The sequence below is a fragment of the Ruegeria sp. HKCCD3925 genome (assembly GCF_057221175.1).
Genome location: NZ_JBWVBI010000002.1, coordinates 404,198 through 423,425, shown reverse-complemented (window position 1 = coordinate 423,425; position 19,228 = coordinate 404,198). Strand labels below are relative to the sequence as shown.

Here is a 19,228-nt window from a genome sequence, read left to right as displayed (position 1 = left end):
TCTTCGAATACGTAGCTGTGAAGCAGAAAGTACCATTAAGTATCCATTCTTAGTTCGATGAAATGAACATAAGAAACGAGTCCACCGAAGTATTGGGGAAAGCATACTCCTTGAAATTCTAGATCCCCGTTACGGAAATCTTGCACGTTACAAGTCTGCATCGATCGCGACGCGCGAAATCGCGGATTATACGTGATTAGACATCCAATTGTAGCTTGATCATTGGTATTCGAATCCGACCGTAAGACCATTATCACTCTTTGCCTTCAGATTGTAGTTGACCTCATCTGAAGAGACTGATGTGAAACGAACACTCAGTAATCGGAGGTGTATTGTGGACATCGTACTAGTTGGCGCAGGCAACATGGCAATCGCCTACGCCAAGACTCTAAGATATCTGGGCATCTCCTTTCGTTGTTTGGGGCGAGGTGTTGACTCTGCAAAACGGTTTGAAGCGGAAACCGGTATAATAGCCGGAACAGGCCTGCTTACAGAGCAGCTCAAGAAAACGGATGTGCGCGGCGCGTCAGCAATTGTGGCGGTAAATTTGAACCAATTGTCTGCGGTTTGCGCCTCACTTCTTGACGCGGGCATAAAGTCAATCCTTGTCGAGAAACCCGGAGGCATAGACCTTGAGGATATGCAAGCCTTGGCAGAGCTTGATAGGCAAGACTGCATTCGCGTTGCGTACAACCGAAGATTCTTCAAATCAACCCAGCATGCATTAGATCTCATCAATGAAGATGGCGGTGCGCAATTGATCCACTTCGAGTTCACAGAACTACCAGACAGGCTCGAATCTTTGGGTGTGCACCCACCTGAGGTTTTGGCGAATCTTCCTTACGCAAATTCGTCACATGTTTTTGACATGGCCTTCTATCTCGGTCAGGCCTCCGAGCATTTAGGTGAGGTCTTAATTTCCGGGGCAGTAAGGCAAGGTGAAATCCCCTGGCATCCGGACGGATCACGGTTCGCTAGCTGCGGGTTAGTCGGAGATCAATCGCTCTTTAGTTGTTTTGCAGATTGGCGGTCTGGTGGAAACTGGAATGTCGAAATAGCTACTGCCAACAGGCGGCTGCGATTAAAGCCACTTGAAACGCTTACAGAGCAATGTCGGGAATCATTCCAAGTGAATCCAATCGAGATTGCGGCGGATCCAGAAGGACTAAAACCCGGGTTGCCTGATATGGTTTCCAACTTTATCTACCATGATGGTCACCGACTTCCCAGCATGCGCAATCAGGTATCGCGCATGAAGGTATTTGCCAAAATACTGTCGCGAGACCACTAGTGTCTCCACACTTTTGAAGGGTCGTTTTCCTATTGGGTGATTCCCAGAGCTTCCAATGCGTCCGAGTACGATTTCCTTGACTGCACTTTTCTAGATCTCTCACGCTCTATTCGTCGTGCCCATTCTAGTACTGCGTAAATCTTTTCATCACCCGCTATGCCGGATTTGATGGTGAGGAGTCCGTCGAGCTCACGCGCGTAGTCTGCCTCCAGAAGGCTAGCATAACTGCCGGTTGCCAACACCGCCACGCCTTTGAGGCATGCTTCGAGGATTACGGCAGAGTATCCCGTTATAACACCGTCAACTGCATCAAGAAGTGACGGAAGCGGTGTCTCAAATGCCAAGGAGCATCCCAGCGCCGCTAGTTGCGTCGCATCCACAAGTTTTTCGGTTTCGTCTTTTCGTAGAGGATGACAACGAAATAATATGTTGAGGCCGGATTGGTGCAATTTTTGGGCCAACAAAATGTCATCAGCTTGTTGCGCTGCAAATAGCACTAATGGCCCGTTACGCGACTGAAAGTCGGAAAGGGTTCTGCGGTTGCGGTCAGATTGATCAGGCAAAAACCTGGCAAACTGTTCCCATGTCGGACCAACGACCGCAGCACGGCGTTTGGCGTTCTGCCTCATGAAGCTTTCGGCGTCCGATTCAGTCCAGCACATATGCGCTGTAGGACAAGTTGACCAATCCATTTTTGGCGTATTTTTGAAATAGTAGGACCCGTTGAAACGTCCCTCGATGCCGTGCTGGATGTCAATGTACGGAATATCGTATAGCCGACAGACGTGTGCCAGTGCCCAACCATAAAACGACGCATAATTGCTGGTAATTATTGCATCCGGCCGCATGGAACGGAAAAGGTAAGTAAAGCAGTTTGCCGCGTGATCAACTCTCCCAATTACTGTGTCGACGAAAGCACACAGTTCGGTGCCACCATGGCCGGTCAGACTGACAACCGACTCTATGGATTTAAAGTGCTTATACAAAAACGCGTGCGAAAGTTTCGGTACTCGCGCTATTAGCGCGACATTCTTAATAAACGGGTCTAGCGAAGCATGAGGTCCATATTCCGAGCGAGCTGGCATAGTATCGGGATCGAACCCTGAGTACAGCCCGATGCTCCGGTGCCCATTTTCCATCAACGCGACGCGAAGCGCGTGGTGATGCTGGCTTGCCTTTTCACCATCCAAATCATAAAAACCTGATCCCGAACCAAGACACCAGTATTTGTGGTTCTTCAACTGTTCGATCGGCAGAGTGTCAACGGACCGAAGACTATCGGCTGGCTTTCTACTTAATAGCCTCGAATAAGCGGGTCGGAGCCGGTTGCGCTTGGCGAAATTCGGATATCGCTTGTACCGGTCGGAAGATGAGTAGTTGCGGTTCATCGCAAAAACCATCTGTTTCACAATTACATACTTGACGATTGGCCAGACATGAAAGCCACGATAGCGCCAGCGCGTTACTACACCTTGCTTTTCGAAGTCTTCTATCTTCTCTATCGCGCTGATGAAAAGCTCAAGGTTTTTATCAGATATTGGTGGCACTTAGACTAGATCCGCCCCAGAACAGACCGCACGACTTCAATCACGCGTTCTTGTTCAAGATCCTCGAGTTGGGTGGAGCAGGGCAATGGTTGAACACGTTCCCAGATGGCTTCTGATCTTCCGCTCAACATATGCGGACAGCTTTTATAAGGGGCTTGCATGTGAATGGGCTTCCAGAAGGCCCTGCCTTCGATCCCATTGTGCGAAAGCGCTTCTCGCAACTGAGACATTAACGCAAGCGACGCATCCGGAAGATAAATACCCGACAGCCAATTTGAACCGTTGCTGTCATCGGGCGAGGGAAACGAAAGAACTCCATTCAAGTCCTCAAATTGGCTGGCATAAGTTGCGGCGATCTTGGCCTTGTTTCGAAGAAACTCATCAAGACGTTCAAGCTGGGCGACACCCACTGCGGCTTGTACATTTGTCATTCGGTAATTGAAGCCGATGATGTCGTGATCATATGCGGCACCGACGCGCGCAGTCGACGTCAGGTGTTTGATCTCCGCTCCACCGACGTCTTTTCCCGAGACGATCGCACCTCCCCCTCCTGATGTCACCAGCTTATTTCCGTTGAAGGACAATGCCGTCAGATCCGCACCCATCTGCGCAAGAGGTCGGTCTTTGTAAGTGGCGCCAATAGCAGCGGCAGCATCGACGACGATAGGCAGTTTATGAGACTTAGCTACAGTAACAATCGCATCCATATCTGCGGGCAGCCCCATTGCGAAAACAGGCATGACTGCTTTGACTGCCCCACCTGTCTTAGAATAACGCAAAACTCCACTCGCATCGCGGGTACATTCGCGTGCCAACAACTCAGACAAGAGGCTTGCATCCATACCCCAACGTTCTTCGTCGACATCAATGATGATCGGCGCCGCATGGCAGTGCGAGACTGCGTTTGCCGTAGCAATAAATGTCAGTGAAGGAATGATCACATGATCTCCGGGGCCTACACCCAACGAATGCAAGGCGGTGTGCAAAGCCGTCGTGCCTGCCGAGGTTGCGACCGCCCAGGCTGCACCGGTTACCTCTTTGGTTCTCGCTTCGAACTGGTCCACAAATGGGCCTACGGATGACACGAACGTCGAGGACACGCACTCGGCGAGATATTTGCCTTCGTTGCCAGAAATATTCGGAATGCACAGGGGGATCATAGCTATACCCTTTGATCAAGGTTCATGCCAGTTTCCTTGTGGCTGTCGAGGAATGCTGGCTCCGCAAGGGCGATCAGAGCTTTCAGGGATTCCTTAGAGATCGCCTCGGATTCAGCCCTCTTGAATATTTCTTGCATTTCAGCAAGAAGTTGCCTCATGACGCCCGCGTCTTCGAGCGGTAGGTATTGAACGCCTAAAAGAGCATCGTATCCTAGCTCAACGCAAGTCTCGCCGTTGGCGACGAATTCCTCGTATGGCTTCTCGCCCGAAGTCGACAATGGAGTTAGAAGTAAAGGCCAATGCCCTGTTGCTTTGTCGGCTACTACAGTAACGCAGGCCTGCGCCTCATCAGTGTAGTGCTTTGGCTGATAACCGTTCGCCACCAGAACATTTTCGGCAACGGATTGCATTTCTACAAGCGCAGTTTCTGGGTCGAGATCTGGTACCATAATATGCTTGTGCGGGGCGGTTGTCGCGGCCAATAGGCATAGCTGGCCGCTTTCCTTCAGCGACACAAAGTAACGCCGCGTACCTTTAGGTGCGGCCAAAGGTTGGTCTTTTTGTAGGCGCTTCTCAAAGCTCTGAAGTAGAGATCCATTGGAAAAGGCGACATTTGCGAAACGGGCAGAAGTGATCGTGCAGTTAAGACCGTCGATCAATCCGTCATCGAACATCACATGTTCCATGACTCGCTTTGAAGCGCCCATCAAAGATGTTGGATTTGCAGCTTTATCCGTGGAAACACTGAAATATCTTCCGTTAAATCCGACATGTTTTAACAGCTCTACGAGGCGCGCCTGCTTCAGGATGTTTGTGTCGAACATCTGAAGCGTTGAGTAGCCGTCCTTCTCGGATCTTACATGTTTAATGGCGGCAAAATTCAGAATAAAGTCATAGGGTCCTTCATTTCTCACAAACGCTCGAAATGCGGGCGAACCATAGTCAAGTGGCAGCGTGCGGAAGTCATTTACGTCTATTGGCGATTCCGCCGACCGTAGATTGCGCACCAATTCTGCCAGTTCGTTTTCATTCTGATCGATGACATGCAGCGCGGCCGGCCGAAACGGCAAAATCTCGTTGACTGTGGAACTGCCGATTGAGCCAGCACCGCCGATTACTAGAACGCGCGCGCCATTCATAACACGATGAATCTCGTCGCGTTTAGCCCAGAGATCACTTTGGAAAAGGCTTTCAACTCGCCCCGTTGCAAGGGGTGATAAATCCTTCTTCTCCATAGGACACTCCATTTTTAATGATGCGGCTTTTCCGGTAATTTTGGTCTCTGGTCAAGCAGCAAAAAGTCTGCAAACAGGTGGCATGGCACGAGCGAATGAAATAGAAACTGAGCAGGAACAAGACATTTTCAGGAGCGACAGGTGCAAGATTCAGACCTCCATGTGACCTGCATCACGACAGGTCGTGCGGATTATTCACTAATACGTTGGCCTATGTACAAAATTGCTGACTGTGATGGGCTGAGGTTGAGTATTATCGCAGGGGGAGGGCACCTCGCAACGTCACAAGGCGCCACGATTTCAGAAATTGAACAAGACGGATTTCAAGTCGATCAGACAGTTGAGATGTACCTTGATAGCAGCACTGCAACTGGCCCGGCAGTCAGTGCAGGGCTTGCAACCATGGGCGTAGCTCAGGCTCTCGGGCGGTTGGCGCCCGATTGGGTCGTGCTTCTGGGCGATCGGTTCGAGGTTCTAGGGGCTGCCACAGCCGCGGCCCTTCATCGAATTCCCGTTTGCCATTTGTGCGGTGGTGATGTCACCGAAGAAGCCTATGACGACGCCTTCAGGCATGCGATTACAAAACTAAGCCATCTGCATTGTACGTCGACCGATGATGCGGCGCAGAATGTGCTACAGATGGGAGAAGAACCCTGGCGCGTAGTAAATGTGGGCAGCCCGGGGCTTGATGCGTTGCACAACATACCACAGATGTCGCGAGCCGATGTTTTTACAGCATTGGGCTTATCTGATGGTGTCTCTACTTACCTGATCACGTTGCATCCCACTACTTTGAAAGAAGATTTCGGTCGCTCAGAATTGCATGCATTATTGGCGGCATTGGACGAGCTTCCAGACGCACAGCTAATTTTCACTGGTGCCAATGCCGATACAGGCGGGGCAGAATTCAATGCCGCTTTACAAGCCTATGTTGCTCAGCGGCCAAGTTCCATTTTTAAAAAAAGCTTGGGTCAGACCCTCTACTTCAACACTGTTCGTCAAGTGCAGGCCGTCATCGGCAATTCGTCCAGCGGCCTCTACGAAATCCCTAGCTTGTCGGTCCCAACAATCAATATTGGGGACCGACAAAAAGGCCGATTGCGCGCAACAAGTGTCTTCGATTGCGCCGGTACAAAAGATGAGATCCTGGCATCTATTCACGCAACAACGGAGTATTCGGACAAAGACGTGGTCAATCCGTATGGGGATGGACACAGTGCGGCGAAAATCGTTGACGCTTTGCGATCAGTATCCCGCAATCGCTCGCGCCACGAAATACTGGCGAAGCGCTTCCACAGTCTGCGATAGAAAGTCGTAATCATGCTGAATAGCAAAATAACCCTCATTGCCGAAGCCGGTGTAAACCATAACGGGGAGCTGGACAAAGCCCTTGCGTTGGTCGATGCAGCCGCCGATGCCGGGGCTGACCTGATCAAGTTTCAAACCTTTTCTGCCAAAGCGATGGTATCAAAGTCTGCTGCGTTGGCCGACTATCAAGAGCAACAGATCGGTTCCAGTAAAACGCAGCTTGAAATGCTCATCGATCTGGAATTGAACGAAGCTGCGCATCACACCCTCATTCAGAAGTGTTCGGAACGCGGAATTGGTTTCCTATCGACACCGTTTGATATTGTGAGCCTCGAATTATTGACCAAGGGGCTTGGGCAAAGCCTGTTAAAAATTGGTTCGGGTGATCTTAATAACGGGCCATTGCTTTATGCTGCGGCACAGACCGGATGCGATATTATTCTATCGACCGGAATGTCCGACTTGGGGGAAATTGAGCGCGCTCTGGGTCTTCTAGCGTTAGGATATAGTCCGGCACCACCTGCTGCCCCCAGTAGGCACGATATGAGTATGGCGTGGGCGGATCCGGAACTGCGCGCAGGTCTGCAAGACAAAGTGACCATCCTGCACTGCGTTTCAAATTATCCATCCAGCCCAGAAGCTACAAATTTGCATACAATCGGCACCATCCGCTCAGCGTTTGGTTTGCGTGTCGGCTATTCTGACCATACGCTGGGTGGAACCGCTTCAATTGCGGCCGCCGCGCTTGGTGCGTGCTGCATAGAAAAACACCTTACACTCGACAATTCGCTAGAGGGTCCTGATCACGCGGCTTCAGCTGAGCCAGATGAAATTGCCGCTATTTTTACTAGCGTCAGAGAAGTCGAAGCAATGCTTGGCTCTTCTGTCAAATGCTGTACGCCGGAAGAGCGCAGCACGATGAATGCGGCACGAAAACGTCTGGTAGCAAAGGCGGACATTTCCAAAGGAAATCCTTTCACGCTGGAAAATCTATCAACAAAGCGTGCGGCGTCTGGCAAGGACCCGCTGTTGTTTTGGGAGATGCTTGGTACATCAGCTTCAAAAGACTATCGTGAAGGTGACCCGATTAATGACTGAGAGGTTGTGCATCATCCCGGTTAGGGCGGGGTCCAAAGGTGTTCCGCACAAGAACATCCGGGATTTTCGTGGCCAACCTTTGTTGGCCCATAGCGTCCAACATGCGGTCGCCGCTGGCATATTTACGGAAGTCGCGGTTTCCAGTGATAGCGACACCTATCTAGCGATCGCAAAGGAAACAGGCGCAACCAGATGTATCAAACGACCAGATGAGCTGGCATCAGATTTGGCTGGATCGATGGATGTTGTATTGCACGCACTTTCCGAATGCGAAGCCCTGTCTGCCAAGAAATACACTACCGTCGTGCTTTTACAGGCAACATCTCCATTACGGCAAAGCCGACATATTCAGGAGGCTGTATCCAGGCTCGAAGACGATAAGCTCGATAGTGTGCTCAGTGTAGCGCGCGCCAAGAACTCTCCGTATTTCAACCTTCTTGAATTTGACGCCGACCAAGGAACTTACTCGCTGTCCAAGCCTCTTAGCGGCGATGTCAAGAGACGGCAAGATGCACCAGAAGTCTTTCAGTTGAATGGGTCTATCTATGCGTGGTCAAGGGAGGCATTGACTATTCAACAAAGGGCAATTTGCCATAAAACAGATATATACGAGATGGACAGCTTATACTCGCTAGATATTGACACGGAAGACGATTGGAGCTTTGCCGAGTTGGCATTCGATCTTCTGGCAAAGCAAGATTTGCAAAATCCTGAGAATAAAGAGGTAAATGAGCATTGAAAGAAATTGCTTCAATTTTTGTCTCTCCGACGGATGATTTTCGCCAAGTTCTTAAGATCATAGATAACTCAGCCGTGGGGTTTGCCCTCGTAGTCGGGCCCGAAAACAAATTGCTGGGTACCGTGACTGACGGAGATCTTCGACGGGCGATGATTCAAGGTCCATTGGTCGACAAGACTGCAGAAGATTTGATGAATAAATCGCCGCGAACAATTGACGCTGGGGTAACTCACTCGGATCAGCAAAAGTTCTTAATGCGCAACAAAATCACTTTTGCTCCGATCGTTGATCAGACAGGATCGGTTGTGTCGGTTGCTGTTTCCCCGCATTTGCCAGGTAGTACACTGGACAATGTAGCTGTTGTAGTCATGGCTGGTGGCCTTGGCTCGCGCCTTGGGGAATTGACCAAAGACAAACCGAAGCCGCTGCTGGAAGTTGATGGCGAACCCATCCTTGAGAAAATTATCAAGCGGTTCAGAAACAACGGTTTGGAAAACTTCATCTTCTGCGTCAACTACAAGGCTGAGATGATCCGTAATCACTTCGGATCCGGCGACAAACTGGGTGTACGCATCGAATACGTAGAAGAGCAAGAACGCCTTGGGACCGGTGGTGCACTTTCCTTGGTCGATGCCGGTGTCTTTGATCAGTTCTTTGTCACCAACGCGGATATCTTGTGTTCGACAAACTACCGCGAGATGCTTGAATTCCACTTGGATCAGAAATCCTGTGCGACGATGGCAGTGCGAGAACATGAAATCGAAATTCCCTTCGGAGTCGTGGAGACCGAAGGTTTCGAAATAAAGTCTCTGAGCGAGAAACCCACCTATAAGTACTTCATAAATGCCGGGTATTATGTGCTAGATCGCACTGCCATTGATCACGTTCCAAGCGGAACATTCTTCGATCTGCCCTCATTGTTCGATGTTTTGCGCGAGCAAAAAATCAATACGCGCATTTTTCCGACAAGCGGAGATTGGATCGATATCGGTAGGCCCGAGGATTTGCAGCGCGCGCGCAAGATCGTGACAGATAGCGAAGGATAAAGATGACAAAGAGCTTTGGAGTAATTGGCCTGGGGCGCATGGGCTATCGCACTGTGCTTGCTGGGCGCGCAGCTGGCCTTGAACTTGCTACGGTTCTGGACAGTTCTGATGAGCCGTGGGGCGTGACACAAGACGCGACGCTAGTGTCGGTTCTAGTTAATTCGATGGATGCCTTTCTCGCTAACGTTCCAGACATCGTAGCAATTTCGACGACTGCCGATAGCCACGCTGATTTGTTCCGCGCTTTGGTCGACGCAGGCGTGAAAATGGTTCTGGTAGAAAAACCGGTCGCTTGTTCAGTTGCAGACGGTTTGGAGATGGTGCGGATCGCTAAGGACAATAGTATCAATGCGTTGGTCAATCACAATCACCGGTGCTGGAATGTGCTTCGAACAATACGCCAGTTTGATGGGGATCCTCAATTCGGGAAATTGCAATCCTTTGTAATCACACAAGGTGCTGGTGGATTGGGAAACCTAGGCACACATTATTTTGATCTCGCAAATTGGATGTTCTCCGATACTCCCCTTTACGTTTCAGCAGTTGGTACTCAGCCAGAGTCAACAAACCCACGTGGCCCGCAATTCAAAGACGCGGGAGGTGCCGTTCTTGTAAGTTATCCCAAACAACGACGTTTGCTGTTGGAGATCGGTGATGATATCGGAGTCATCGGCGGATATGAGTTCCGATTTGAACGCGGGCGCGTGCTGATGCCATTCACTTCGGAACCTCCGCAAGTCTTTGTACGTAAACCAGAAACACAAGACCTCCCCAAGCATTTCTATGGTGCTGCCTTACAGGAGATTCCGTGGAAGGATTTTGTTCCCGGCGATGTAGTCAATCATACGCGTGATGTGTTCCTTGATCTGTTAAATGACCGCAGCGAAGGCGGCGCTTCGTTGATCGACGCGACACTAGCTCTGGAAGTTATGATTGCAGCTCGCAAGGCAATCGAGACGACTTCAGTCATTGCGTTGCCGTTAAGTGACGTTGATCGCGCAAGCGTTTATCCATTAGCCTGAAATATCGATATCTGGTCAGGCGTTTCTGCCCGCCTGATCTCGCACCAATGGCTGATAGGATCGTGAAAACCTGGGGTTTCGTTGATATGTTCACTTGTACCCAGAAATCTGTGAAGATCTTCCAAGTCATTACACAGGTGAATGTGTTGCGAAGCATCTGACAGGTTCAATCCCAAAAGATTTGGCACGGGTAGGCAGACAGCGGTTTTACCCACCAAAGCAGTTTGTAATGCAACGTTTGAAAACCCGGTTACAACCAGAGAAGTGTTTCGGATGAAGTCCACAAGTGTGCCGTCATCGATTTGGCCGTATCTCCCAAACTGGGCTTTGACCTGAGCCCGGTCTAACCTTGGATGTGGTCGACACAGAATATCGTACCCGGCGTCCCTAATTAGACGGCACGCGGCTTCGAATTCCTTATCATTGATCGGTTGCAGGGCAATACCTATTGGTTTAAGTGATTTTTTCTCGGGTTCTTTTGACAAAGAATCCGCATAGTCTTTCATGAAATTTGCCATGCCAAAAGATGGTCCAAGCACAACTTTAGTCTCGTGGCTAACGCGGTCATTTTTCTCTTCGATAACCTTCATTGTTGCTGCATCCGAGCAGACAAAGAGATCCATATCAAGGACTTGATATCTGGGATGGGCGCTCCAGAAAAAAGCCTGATATTCTATGGTCTTGACGCCTTTTTGCTTCAGGCCCAACGCGATGGGGACAAAAACTGCGGAACGGCTGGGTGAGCAAACGAGCGTTTCGATATTCTCAAACTGCGGATGGTTCATGAGGCAGTGATAGAACCCTGCTATCCTAGGCAGTCTGGTATTCGTTGCCGCGAGTGTTTCATTTAACAATAGAGCAAACCAGTTCTCTGGGTTAAACCCAAATCTTTGTACCAAAAGCGGGTCGGATTTGGACAACTGCGCATGTACCGTTTTGCTGGTATTCTGTTCGGGTAGTGCGAGTCTTAGTTTTGCGTCACCAAGGGCCGGCTCGGGTGAATTCAGATAGAACTCTGAAGAGTGACAGACAAACTCATCACCCCAATGCAAAGGAGCAATCTTATTAGGGTATCGAACTTCGAAAATCGCGTCAAAACGCTTTCCCATCTTTAGTTCGGCGTAGCCGATCGCTTCAGCGGATCGAAGATATGTCGGCTGCCCTGGGTTCCCTAAAAGGAGTGTCTGAGGCCGTGAATCTGGGAAATGCCCAAACCCTGAAGTTTCAATGTCAGGTCTAAAGAAGTTTGGTTCCTTTGCTACTAGATTAACGTGGGCCGGCCATTCCTCATAACGCCCTGGATAACAAAGGCTCTGGGCATTGAGATTTGTCAAAAGTGAATTCCCAAAGTCTTCCCAAAGATCGTTCTTATCGACCTTGCACTCGTCAAATATCGCAAGAATCTGTCTGATTCTCGAATAGAGGTTATCGGCCAGCTGTAACTCTAAACCTGCAGACATATTGGATATGTCTATTCTGTCAAAACTGAACCCGGATTTCGATAGCATTGACGGGGCAATTTTTGACACGATGTACTTTGCCAAAAATTGAGTCTGGATGGCGATCTGAAAGTCCGTTTCAGAGTAGAAACCCGCCAGACCGTCAACCTGGAAAACTTCGATCAATCCCAAGCGCTGGTACCGTTTGATCTGTTTTGCATGCTCCTTCGGTATCTGGGTTTGAAAGAACACCAATATCCTACGCCGTGCACGCAATCGAAAGGCAAACTTTCTTAGTTTCGTCCGAGACAATGTTGCCCGCGATGAAGATTGAAACCATATTGTGCAAGATAGTTTACGCATTTACCATTTCCGGTTTAAAATAATCCTTTTTATGAGAGTGTTAGCGATCATTGCGGATTAGTGGGCGGGCCGGAGTGCCAGCGACTAACTGCTCCGCCTCGACCGTTTTGATCACCGTAGCGCCTGCGCCAACAACCGCTCCGGCCAGGATCGTAATTCCATTTCGTACGCTTGCCCCGACGCCTATGAATACCCGCTCACCCAAAGTAACATCTGCTGCGATCTGAGAACCGGGCGCTACATGGCAAAATGCGCCGACGCTGCTGTCATGGTCGATACTGGCATTTGTGTTTACGATTGCCCCGCGTTCAATCTTGCAGCCGATATTCACAACGGCACCGGCTGAAATCAAACAGCCTGGTGCTACGTCTGCATAACTTGACACGATTGCTTTGGGGTGCACCAAAGTGGCGATAGGCAGATTAAGATCTTCTAGTCGTTTTTGTAAAAATGCACGTTTCTTATTGTCACCTACTCCTACAAAGAAAAAGCTGTCTTGAGGCTGACTCATCAGCACATCCGTGCGATCATCATCGATTACCGGCCAAATACCACTTTGGCGATGGCTTTCCCAATTGGGGTCAAGAAACACAACCTGTTTCCATCCCGACAGCTCTGCAATTTCAGCGGCAATGCGCCCATTTCCCCCCGCGCCAAGAATAACTAATCGCTGCATTTTTTCTGATCCAAACATTTTTTCTGATTGCCAGAGGCGCAAGGTTGAGACTTCGAACTCGTCCAAACGATGGCTTATACGATCAACGCGCGCAACCGCTTCCATAATGGTGTGTCGCTAGCAGGGTCCGTTCGCTGGGTCGGGATGCCCCACAAGCTTGCTCCATCAAAGCTTGGTCATGACGGGTTTGGATTTCTGCCGAACAGAAGCGGTTTAAGCCCTATCTTCTGTAGGTTTGAAGCGAATGATGACGCAGCATTGTCAAAACGTGAAGCGAGAAGTTTCCAATCTCTTAGTTCACGAGCCGGGTCTCAATGCAGTTTCTGCGCCTGCTATGTCGATTGCGAGCTGCGATGCGGGTGGGAAATCAATGGTTTCTGGTTTTGGGTCCACTTGTTTCGATGCGGCGTTTGCCTGCGATGTTGTAGTAGGGGATCTGGTCCAGATCGCAGAGAAAGGTGCCTGGAGCGGCAACGGCTTTCACGTCGCTTGCGATGGGTTGGAAATCCGCCCGGAAATGTGTGGTGCTTTTGACACAGATCACTGAATAGGATGTGGGATTCAGGCCGATATGGGTGAAATGAGCGCGGTCTAGGCATTGGTTGCGCACACTGGTGACGACCAAGTCTATCTTCGCGCCAGACTCTATCATCCTCAGAGCGGCCGTTTTGCCAAGCGTCGCGATGCCGCCTCCGTACATCTCACCTGAGTATCGGCAGATGCCATCTCCGATGGCCAGAACTTCGAACTTTGCCTCAACGGGGTGGTGCCCGGGCAGACCTGATTTTCCGCCGATGGCCAGGTTCAGTTTTGCGCCTTGGCCTGCACGATGCGCTTTCTCTGCGCTTTCGGCGTCGTGGAAGAGACCCATCAAAACCTCCTGCGCTTCCCCCTCGATCAAAGCGGCCAGAAGTCCGGTGGTATCGGATGTGCCGCCTGCGCCTGCGTTGTCCTGTACATCCGCTAACACGAGCGGTTTGTCGCGATGCGAACGACAGGCCAGAACGACTTCGTCCAACGACAACATAGAGCAGTCCACATCAGGTTCGCGGGCCAGAAAAAGGTCGACTATTTGATCTACTGCGGCGGTCGCTTGCGCGGCACTGGTCGCGTAGGCAACGCAGGACGGACCAGTATCGGGATAATCTGCCGCTGTAAAACCCAGTGCGATTTCTGCATAGACATGGGCCTGTTCGAACCGGGTGGGCAACTGATAAATCTCATCAAACGGTGCAGCCCAGGTGTATTGCGCATGTAATGGGATCAGATAGGGCACCTGCCGGAAGGCTTTGTGCAGCTTCTCTCCTGCCAGTAGCCTTTGCAGAACCGGTACGCATCGCGCACCGGTTTCGCCCATATCGAGGTGCGGGTACGTGCGGAAAATTGCCAGATAATCCGCCTGCGAGATCATCTGGTCAGAGATATTGGCATGCAGGTCCAGGCTCGCCACGACAGGAACGTCCTGCCCTACCAGATCACGTACTCGGCGCAACAGCTCTCCCTCACCATCGGCAAGGCTTTCAGTCACCATTGCACCGTGCAGGTCAAGATACACTCCGTCCAGCGGTCCCGCGCCGCGAAGGCCATCCAAGATCATAGTACATATCTTCTCGAACGCGTGATCCGTGACATGAGCGCTAGGTTCCGCCGCACACCACAGGATTGGGAAAAGCTCGAAACCTGCCTGGTTCGCGGCGGAAGAAAACCCGGCGATGGGTAGGTTCATACCTTTGGTGTCCGCGATGACACGCGGGCCATGCAACATTTCGGGCCAGGAATCTGCCATCTCGAACTCGGGCAGACCCGCTTTGGTCGCTCCGAAGCAGTTGGTTTCGTGTTGAAATCCGGCAATGGCAATGCGTTTGGCTGTCATTTTAAAATTCCAGTTCTTTTCTGGATTTGGTGGCGCCAAACACAATCTGTCCTCGCCGGATGGTTGCAACAATTGATGTGTCGAGTAGCCGTTCAGGATCATCTAGGGGATTGCGAGAAAGGATGGCGAAATCTGCCAGTTTTCCGGGTTCAATCGAACCGCGCTCATCTTCTTTAAACACTTGCCACGCCGCATCGATAGTTTGTGCCCGAAGCGCAGACAGTACGCTGACCCTTTCCTTTTCACCCAGTTGCCGGCCGGACGCAGTCAGTCGATTCACCGCGCAATGTGCCAGATGGATTGGCCGCGTTGGCGTAACCGACGCGTCATTGTGGATCGTATAGCGTACACCGTATCGTTCCGCAGTTGCGGCTGGCGAAATCCGTTCAGCGCGCTCCGGGCCGAGGAAGGTATCGTAATGTCGGTCCCCCCAGAAATGCACATGTGCTGAAAAAAAACTGACAGTTATTCCAAGTCGCGCCATGCGGTCCAGTTGATCGTCGCGCAGAACCTGGCCGTGGATGATTGTATGGCGGTGATCGTCTCGCGGATGCGCTAACAAGGCCTTGTCCACCGCATCGATGAACATCTCGGCCCCGGCATCCCCGTTGCAATGGCAGTGGATCTGAAACCCCATAGCGTGTAGGCGGAGAACCTCGGAATCCATGTCGACCTGCGTGGCATAGATCATGCCACAGGGGTGATCGGGGTCCAGCGACTTGTGGTAGGGCGCAGACAGATAGGCAGTCTGTAACTGGAATGCGCCATCGGTAAACAGCTTGCGCGCACCCAGCGTAAAATGTGGGTTGCCGGGCCAGTTATCGTCGATCCAGCCCTGGCTCAGAGCCGGTTCCAGATCGGCAATTGGCAATAATTCCAAATCAATGCCGGGATCCTGATCGGCACGAAGGCTGGCAAAGTGGTCGAGCATAACCTGCGATGCCCAAGCGTTCTGTGCATAAGTTACTCCGTGGGACAAATACTCATCACGGCAGGCGTTGAACCCTTGCCAGAACCTGTCCCGGCCGATCAGAAAATCAGTATCGCCCATTTCGCCCATGGCCGACAGCCCTTCGACCAGCCCCGTCAGGGCGCCGGTATCGGGGTCGCGGCCATAACGCCCTCCGGCCGGGTCCGGGGTGTCGCGATTGACGCCATGCAGCTTCAGCGCCATCGAATTGGCCGCGCCGTTGTGACCCGAAGCATGCAGAACCCAGATTGGATGCGCCGTTGAGACATCATCCAGTTCGGCCCGGGTAGGCATGCGGCCTTCTGAAATGGCGGTGTTGTCGAACAAAACGCCCATCACCCAATTGCCCTCAGGCGTCTCTTCGGCCCGGCCGCGCAGCTTTTCCAAAGCTTGCGCCATATCCATACACGCGCCGCGCGGAGGTGATGCAAGATCAACCCGAAACAGCTGGATGAAGCCGGGATCTGGGAAGTGGCCGTGCGAGTCGATGAAGGCTGGGATCAGGGTCTGGCCAGCTAGGTCATATACACCCGCATCGGATGACATCTGCCGCCGCAGCGTTGCTTCGTCCCCCACCGCAATGATGACATCGTCCCGCACCAACACCGCCTCGGGTCGGGAATTGTCGGCGTCCATCGTCAGGATGGGACCGCCGAAATAGAGTGTTTCCCTCATCCTTTAGTGACCCGGAGCAGGCGCACCCGACAAGGGTGCGAGACAGCGCAGCCCGTGGCCCGCAGCAACCTCCCATTGCGGTGTCTGTGTGCAGATGTCTTTGGCAAACGGGCATCTTTCGCGGAACTCACAGCCCGACGGACGTTGCAAGAGGCTGGGCGGCTCACCTTTGAGCGCGATCCGTTCAAGGCGCGCATCGGGGTCCGGCTCGGGGTTGGCGCTGAGCAGGCAGCGGGTATAGGGGTGGCGCGGATCGTCGAAGATCGCCTCTGTCGTGCCTTCCTCGACCAGTCGACCCAGATACATAATGCCCATGCGGTCTGCCACGTGGCGCACCACGTTCAGGTTGTGGGTGATGATCACCATCGCCAGGCCCAGGCGTTCCCGCAGGTCATTGAGCAGGTTCAGCAGCTCACCCTGTACCGAGACATCCAGCCCCGCCGTTGGTTCATCCGCCAGGATCAGTTTCGGCTCCAGCGCCAAAGCGCGGGCAACACCAACCCGTCGTGCCTGGCCACCGGACAATTGATAGGGGTAGCGGTCCGCGAAATGCACCGGCAGGTTCACCATTTCCAGCAGACGCTTGGCTTCGGCATCCAGATCGCGATCTTTCATGCCCTGAATGCGATAGGGTTCCGTGATCAGGCTTCGAATTGTCAGGCGTGGTGACAAGCTGCCCACAGGGTCCTGAAACATCATCGCCATGTCCTTGCGCAGCGGACGCATTACCCGTTCCGGCGCACCCCGTATCTCCTGCGAGTCAAACACGACCGAACCGGCTTGCGCCGGGGCCAGACCAGCAATCGCACGGATGACAGTTGTCTTGCCCGAGCCGCTCTCGCCGACAAGCGCATAGGTTTCGCCAGCTTCGACCTCAAAACTGACGCCAGCCAGCACATTGACCGGGCCATAGCTGGTTTGCAGGTCGTGGACGTTCAGCAGGCTCATGTCGCGGCCTCCTCATGGTTCAGCCAGCAGGCGGCGTGATGCCCTTCTTTCAGAAGATCCAAGGGGGGAACGTCCTTTGCACAGCGCGGCATCGTCTGGTCGCAGCGGTCGCGGAAGATACATCCACCGGGCAGGTTGGCCAGATCGGGCACTTCGCCCGGAATGGTTGGCAGGACCCGTGCGCGTTCCTTGATATGGCCCGGATCACAGTCGATTAGACGGCGTGTGTAAGGGTGCTTGGGATTGTGAAAAATCTCGCGCACTTCACCGCTTTCGACAACGGCGCCAGCGTACATCACAACCACTCGGTCGCACAGTTCCGCGATCACACCCAGATGGTGCGAGATAAATAGGATGGCGCAATCGAACTCGCGCTGCAGCTCTTGCAAGCGCTCAATGATTTGCACCTCAAGCGTGGCGTCCAGCGCGGTGGTCGGCTCATCCGCGATCAGCAGGTCGGGTTCTGACATCAACGCCATGGCGATCGCGATCCGCTGTCGCATTCCGCCTGAAAACTCATGCGGGAACTGCTTTAGCCGTGCCTCTGGGTCCGGAATTCCGACAGCCCCCAGCATCTTTGCCGCATTGGCCAGTTTTTCCTGCTTACTAGCCTTGGACCGGTGCTGAATATCGACCATCTGCTGGCCAATGGTCAGAACCGGATTGTGGGTCTGCATCGGGTCCTGAAAGATGATTGAGATATCGGCCCCGCGCAGATCACTCATCCTGCGTTCAGGCACTTGCAACAGATCCTGCCCTTTAAAGCGTATTTCGCCTTGCCGGAACCGCGTGTTCGGTGCGGTCAGCCGCAGGATCGACGAGATCAAGGTTGATTTTCCGCAACCAGACTCACCGACAATGCCCACGATCTCACCTTTGCGGATGTCAAAGGTGATATCCCGCAATGCCTTGAGATCTCCGCGTGCCGTTTCATAATCGACGCTGAGGTTCTCGATTTCCAGAAGAGTTTCGGTCATCGCTGTTTCCTCAGTTTGGGATCAACCACGTCGCGCAGGGATTCCCCTAAAAACGTAAAGCCCAGGGTTGCCAGAATGATCGGCAGACCGCCGCCCACCACCAGCCAAGGTGTCTGTCGGATCAGGGAATATCCGTCCTTCAGAAGTGCGCCCCAACTGGGGGTTGGGGGCTTCACGCCAAGCCCGAGAAAGGACAGCCCCGCCTCAAGCGCGATCACCGTCGGGATGTCCATAGCAGCCAGGACGGCCAAAACCCCCACGATATTTGGTAGCATGTGCACACCCAAGATGCGGGCCATGCTGGCCCCCATCGACCGCTCGGCCAGAATGTACTCGGAATTGCGCAACGTCAGGGTCTGCGTTCGCGCCACACGGCCATAGGTTGGGATCGAAGTCGCCATCACCACGAACACAACCGTTTGCAAACTGGGACCGACCAGGGCCACAACGGCCAGCGCGAACATCACGGTTGGGAAGGATCGGATGGTGTCAAAGAACAACATCAACAGGTTGTCGAGCCATTTTGGCCCATACCCCGCAATCATTCCCAAGGTTAGGCCAATTACCATCGCACCAAAGACCGCAGGCAAGGCGACTTTCAACGCAACCTGACCGCCGGCAATCACGCGGGAAAACGTATCGCGGCCAAGTTGGTCCGTACCCAGAAGGTGCTCGGCAGACGGGCCTTGCAACCGGGCTTTGATATCCATGGCCACAGGATCATAGGGCACAATCCAATAGGCGAAAATCGCACAGAAGACGATGGTGCCGACAATGACCAAACCAATCAGACCCAGAGGGTCGCGGGCGACGCCGACAATGATCTGACCAAGTTCAGAACGAGATTTTTCCATTTCGGCT

General features: G+C 52.4%; 16 protein-coding genes and 1 pseudogene. 7 read left to right on the top strand and 10 right to left on the bottom strand.

Annotated elements, in window-relative coordinates; all coding sequences use genetic code 11:
* Window positions 1-334: 334 nt before the first annotated feature.
* Window positions 335-1,291: a Gfo/Idh/MocA family oxidoreductase gene (locus AC2TEM_RS06765; protein WP_170422981.1), complete on the top strand. Its 957-nt coding sequence runs from the start codon at window positions 335-337 to the stop codon at window positions 1,289-1,291.
* Window positions 1,292-1,320: 29 nt separating this feature from the next.
* On the opposite strand, the gene AC2TEM_RS06760 is transcribed toward AC2TEM_RS06765, so the two are convergent.
* From AC2TEM_RS06760 to AC2TEM_RS06750, 3 genes are read right to left on the bottom strand one after another with little or no spacing between them, the layout of a single operon-like run.
* On the bottom strand, window positions 1,321-2,838 hold the full coding sequence (locus AC2TEM_RS06760; protein ID WP_170422979.1) for a hypothetical protein: 1,518 nt from the start codon (window positions 2,836-2,838) through the stop codon (window positions 1,321-1,323).
* A gap of 5 nt (window positions 2,839-2,843) precedes the next feature.
* On the bottom strand, window positions 2,844-3,998 hold the full coding sequence (locus AC2TEM_RS06755) for an aminotransferase class I/II-fold pyridoxal phosphate-dependent enzyme (RefSeq protein WP_170422977.1): 1,155 nt from the start codon (window positions 3,996-3,998) through the stop codon (window positions 2,844-2,846).
* Between the two features lie 2 nt (window positions 3,999-4,000).
* Complete coding sequence (locus tag AC2TEM_RS06750) at window positions 4,001-5,233, bottom strand: polysaccharide biosynthesis protein (RefSeq protein ID WP_170422976.1); 1,233 nt, start codon at window positions 5,231-5,233, stop codon at window positions 4,001-4,003.
* A 141-nt stretch (window positions 5,234-5,374) separates the two neighbouring features.
* Here AC2TEM_RS06750 and neuC point away from each other — a divergent pair, with 141 nt between their 5' ends.
* The 6 genes and pseudogenes from neuC to AC2TEM_RS06720 all read left to right on the top strand — a co-directional run bounded on the left by neuC (window position 5,375) and on the right by AC2TEM_RS06720 (window position 10,446).
* Entirely contained in the window at window positions 5,375-6,541 is a 1,167-nt protein-coding gene (neuC, locus tag AC2TEM_RS06745; protein ID WP_170422974.1) for a UDP-N-acetylglucosamine 2-epimerase, read from the top strand.
* 12 nt (window positions 6,542-6,553) lie between these two features.
* On the top strand, window positions 6,554-7,639 hold the full coding sequence (gene neuB / locus AC2TEM_RS06740; RefSeq protein WP_170422972.1) for an N-acetylneuraminate synthase: 1,086 nt from the start codon (window positions 6,554-6,556) through the stop codon (window positions 7,637-7,639).
* On the top strand, window positions 7,632-8,378 hold the full coding sequence (locus AC2TEM_RS06735; protein ID WP_170422970.1) for an acylneuraminate cytidylyltransferase family protein: 747 nt from the start codon (window positions 7,632-7,634) through the stop codon (window positions 8,376-8,378). The genes neuB and AC2TEM_RS06735 overlap by 8 nt, the downstream gene beginning before the upstream one ends.
* Window positions 8,375-8,518 (top strand): annotated as a pseudogene (locus AC2TEM_RS06730) (CBS domain-containing protein); the annotation flags it as partial. The gene AC2TEM_RS06735 and the pseudogene AC2TEM_RS06730, both read left to right, overlap by 4 nt.
* Window positions 8,519-8,632: 114 nt before the next feature.
* Entirely contained in the window at window positions 8,633-9,424 is a 792-nt protein-coding gene (locus AC2TEM_RS06725; protein ID WP_480790500.1) for a nucleotidyltransferase family protein, read from the top strand.
* 2 nt (window positions 9,425-9,426) lie between these two features.
* Window positions 9,427-10,446 (top strand): Gfo/Idh/MocA family protein, encoded by a 1,020-nt coding sequence (locus AC2TEM_RS06720; RefSeq protein WP_170608959.1) that lies wholly within the window; start codon window positions 9,427-9,429, stop codon window positions 10,444-10,446.
* Here AC2TEM_RS06720 and AC2TEM_RS06715 read toward each other — a convergent pair.
* The 7 genes from AC2TEM_RS06715 to AC2TEM_RS06685 form a co-directional block, all read right to left on the bottom strand.
* A complete protein-coding gene (locus tag AC2TEM_RS06715; RefSeq protein WP_170422964.1) occupies window positions 10,431-12,071 on the bottom strand; it encodes a hypothetical protein in 1,641 nt (546 codons plus the stop codon). The genes AC2TEM_RS06720 and AC2TEM_RS06715 overlap by 16 nt on opposite strands.
* 217 nt (window positions 12,072-12,288) lie before the next feature.
* A complete protein-coding gene (locus AC2TEM_RS06710) occupies window positions 12,289-13,029 on the bottom strand; it encodes an acetyltransferase (RefSeq protein ID WP_170422962.1) in 741 nt (246 codons plus the stop codon).
* Window positions 13,030-13,291: 262 nt separating this feature from the next.
* Complete coding sequence (locus AC2TEM_RS06705; protein ID WP_480856049.1) at window positions 13,292-14,797, bottom strand: M81 family metallopeptidase; 1,506 nt, start codon at window positions 14,795-14,797, stop codon at window positions 13,292-13,294.
* Window position 14,798: 1 nt separating this feature from the next.
* On the bottom strand, window positions 14,799-16,442 hold the full coding sequence (locus tag AC2TEM_RS06700; protein ID WP_480856047.1) for an amidohydrolase: 1,644 nt from the start codon (window positions 16,440-16,442) through the stop codon (window positions 14,799-14,801).
* A 3-nt stretch (window positions 16,443-16,445) separates the two neighbouring features.
* Window positions 16,446-17,390 carry an ABC transporter ATP-binding protein gene (locus AC2TEM_RS06695; RefSeq protein ID WP_170422956.1) on the bottom strand — a complete coding sequence of 315 codons (945 nt, stop codon included), beginning with the start codon at window positions 17,388-17,390 and terminating at the stop codon, window positions 16,446-16,448.
* Complete coding sequence (locus tag AC2TEM_RS06690) at window positions 17,387-18,367, bottom strand: ABC transporter ATP-binding protein (protein WP_480856046.1); 981 nt, start codon at window positions 18,365-18,367, stop codon at window positions 17,387-17,389. Before AC2TEM_RS06690 ends, AC2TEM_RS06695 begins: the two co-directional genes overlap by 4 nt.
* Complete coding sequence (locus tag AC2TEM_RS06685; RefSeq protein ID WP_170422952.1) at window positions 18,364-19,221, bottom strand: ABC transporter permease; 858 nt, start codon at window positions 19,219-19,221, stop codon at window positions 18,364-18,366. The genes AC2TEM_RS06690 and AC2TEM_RS06685 overlap by 4 nt, the downstream gene beginning before the upstream one ends.
* Between the last annotated feature and the right edge of the window lie 7 nt (window positions 19,222-19,228).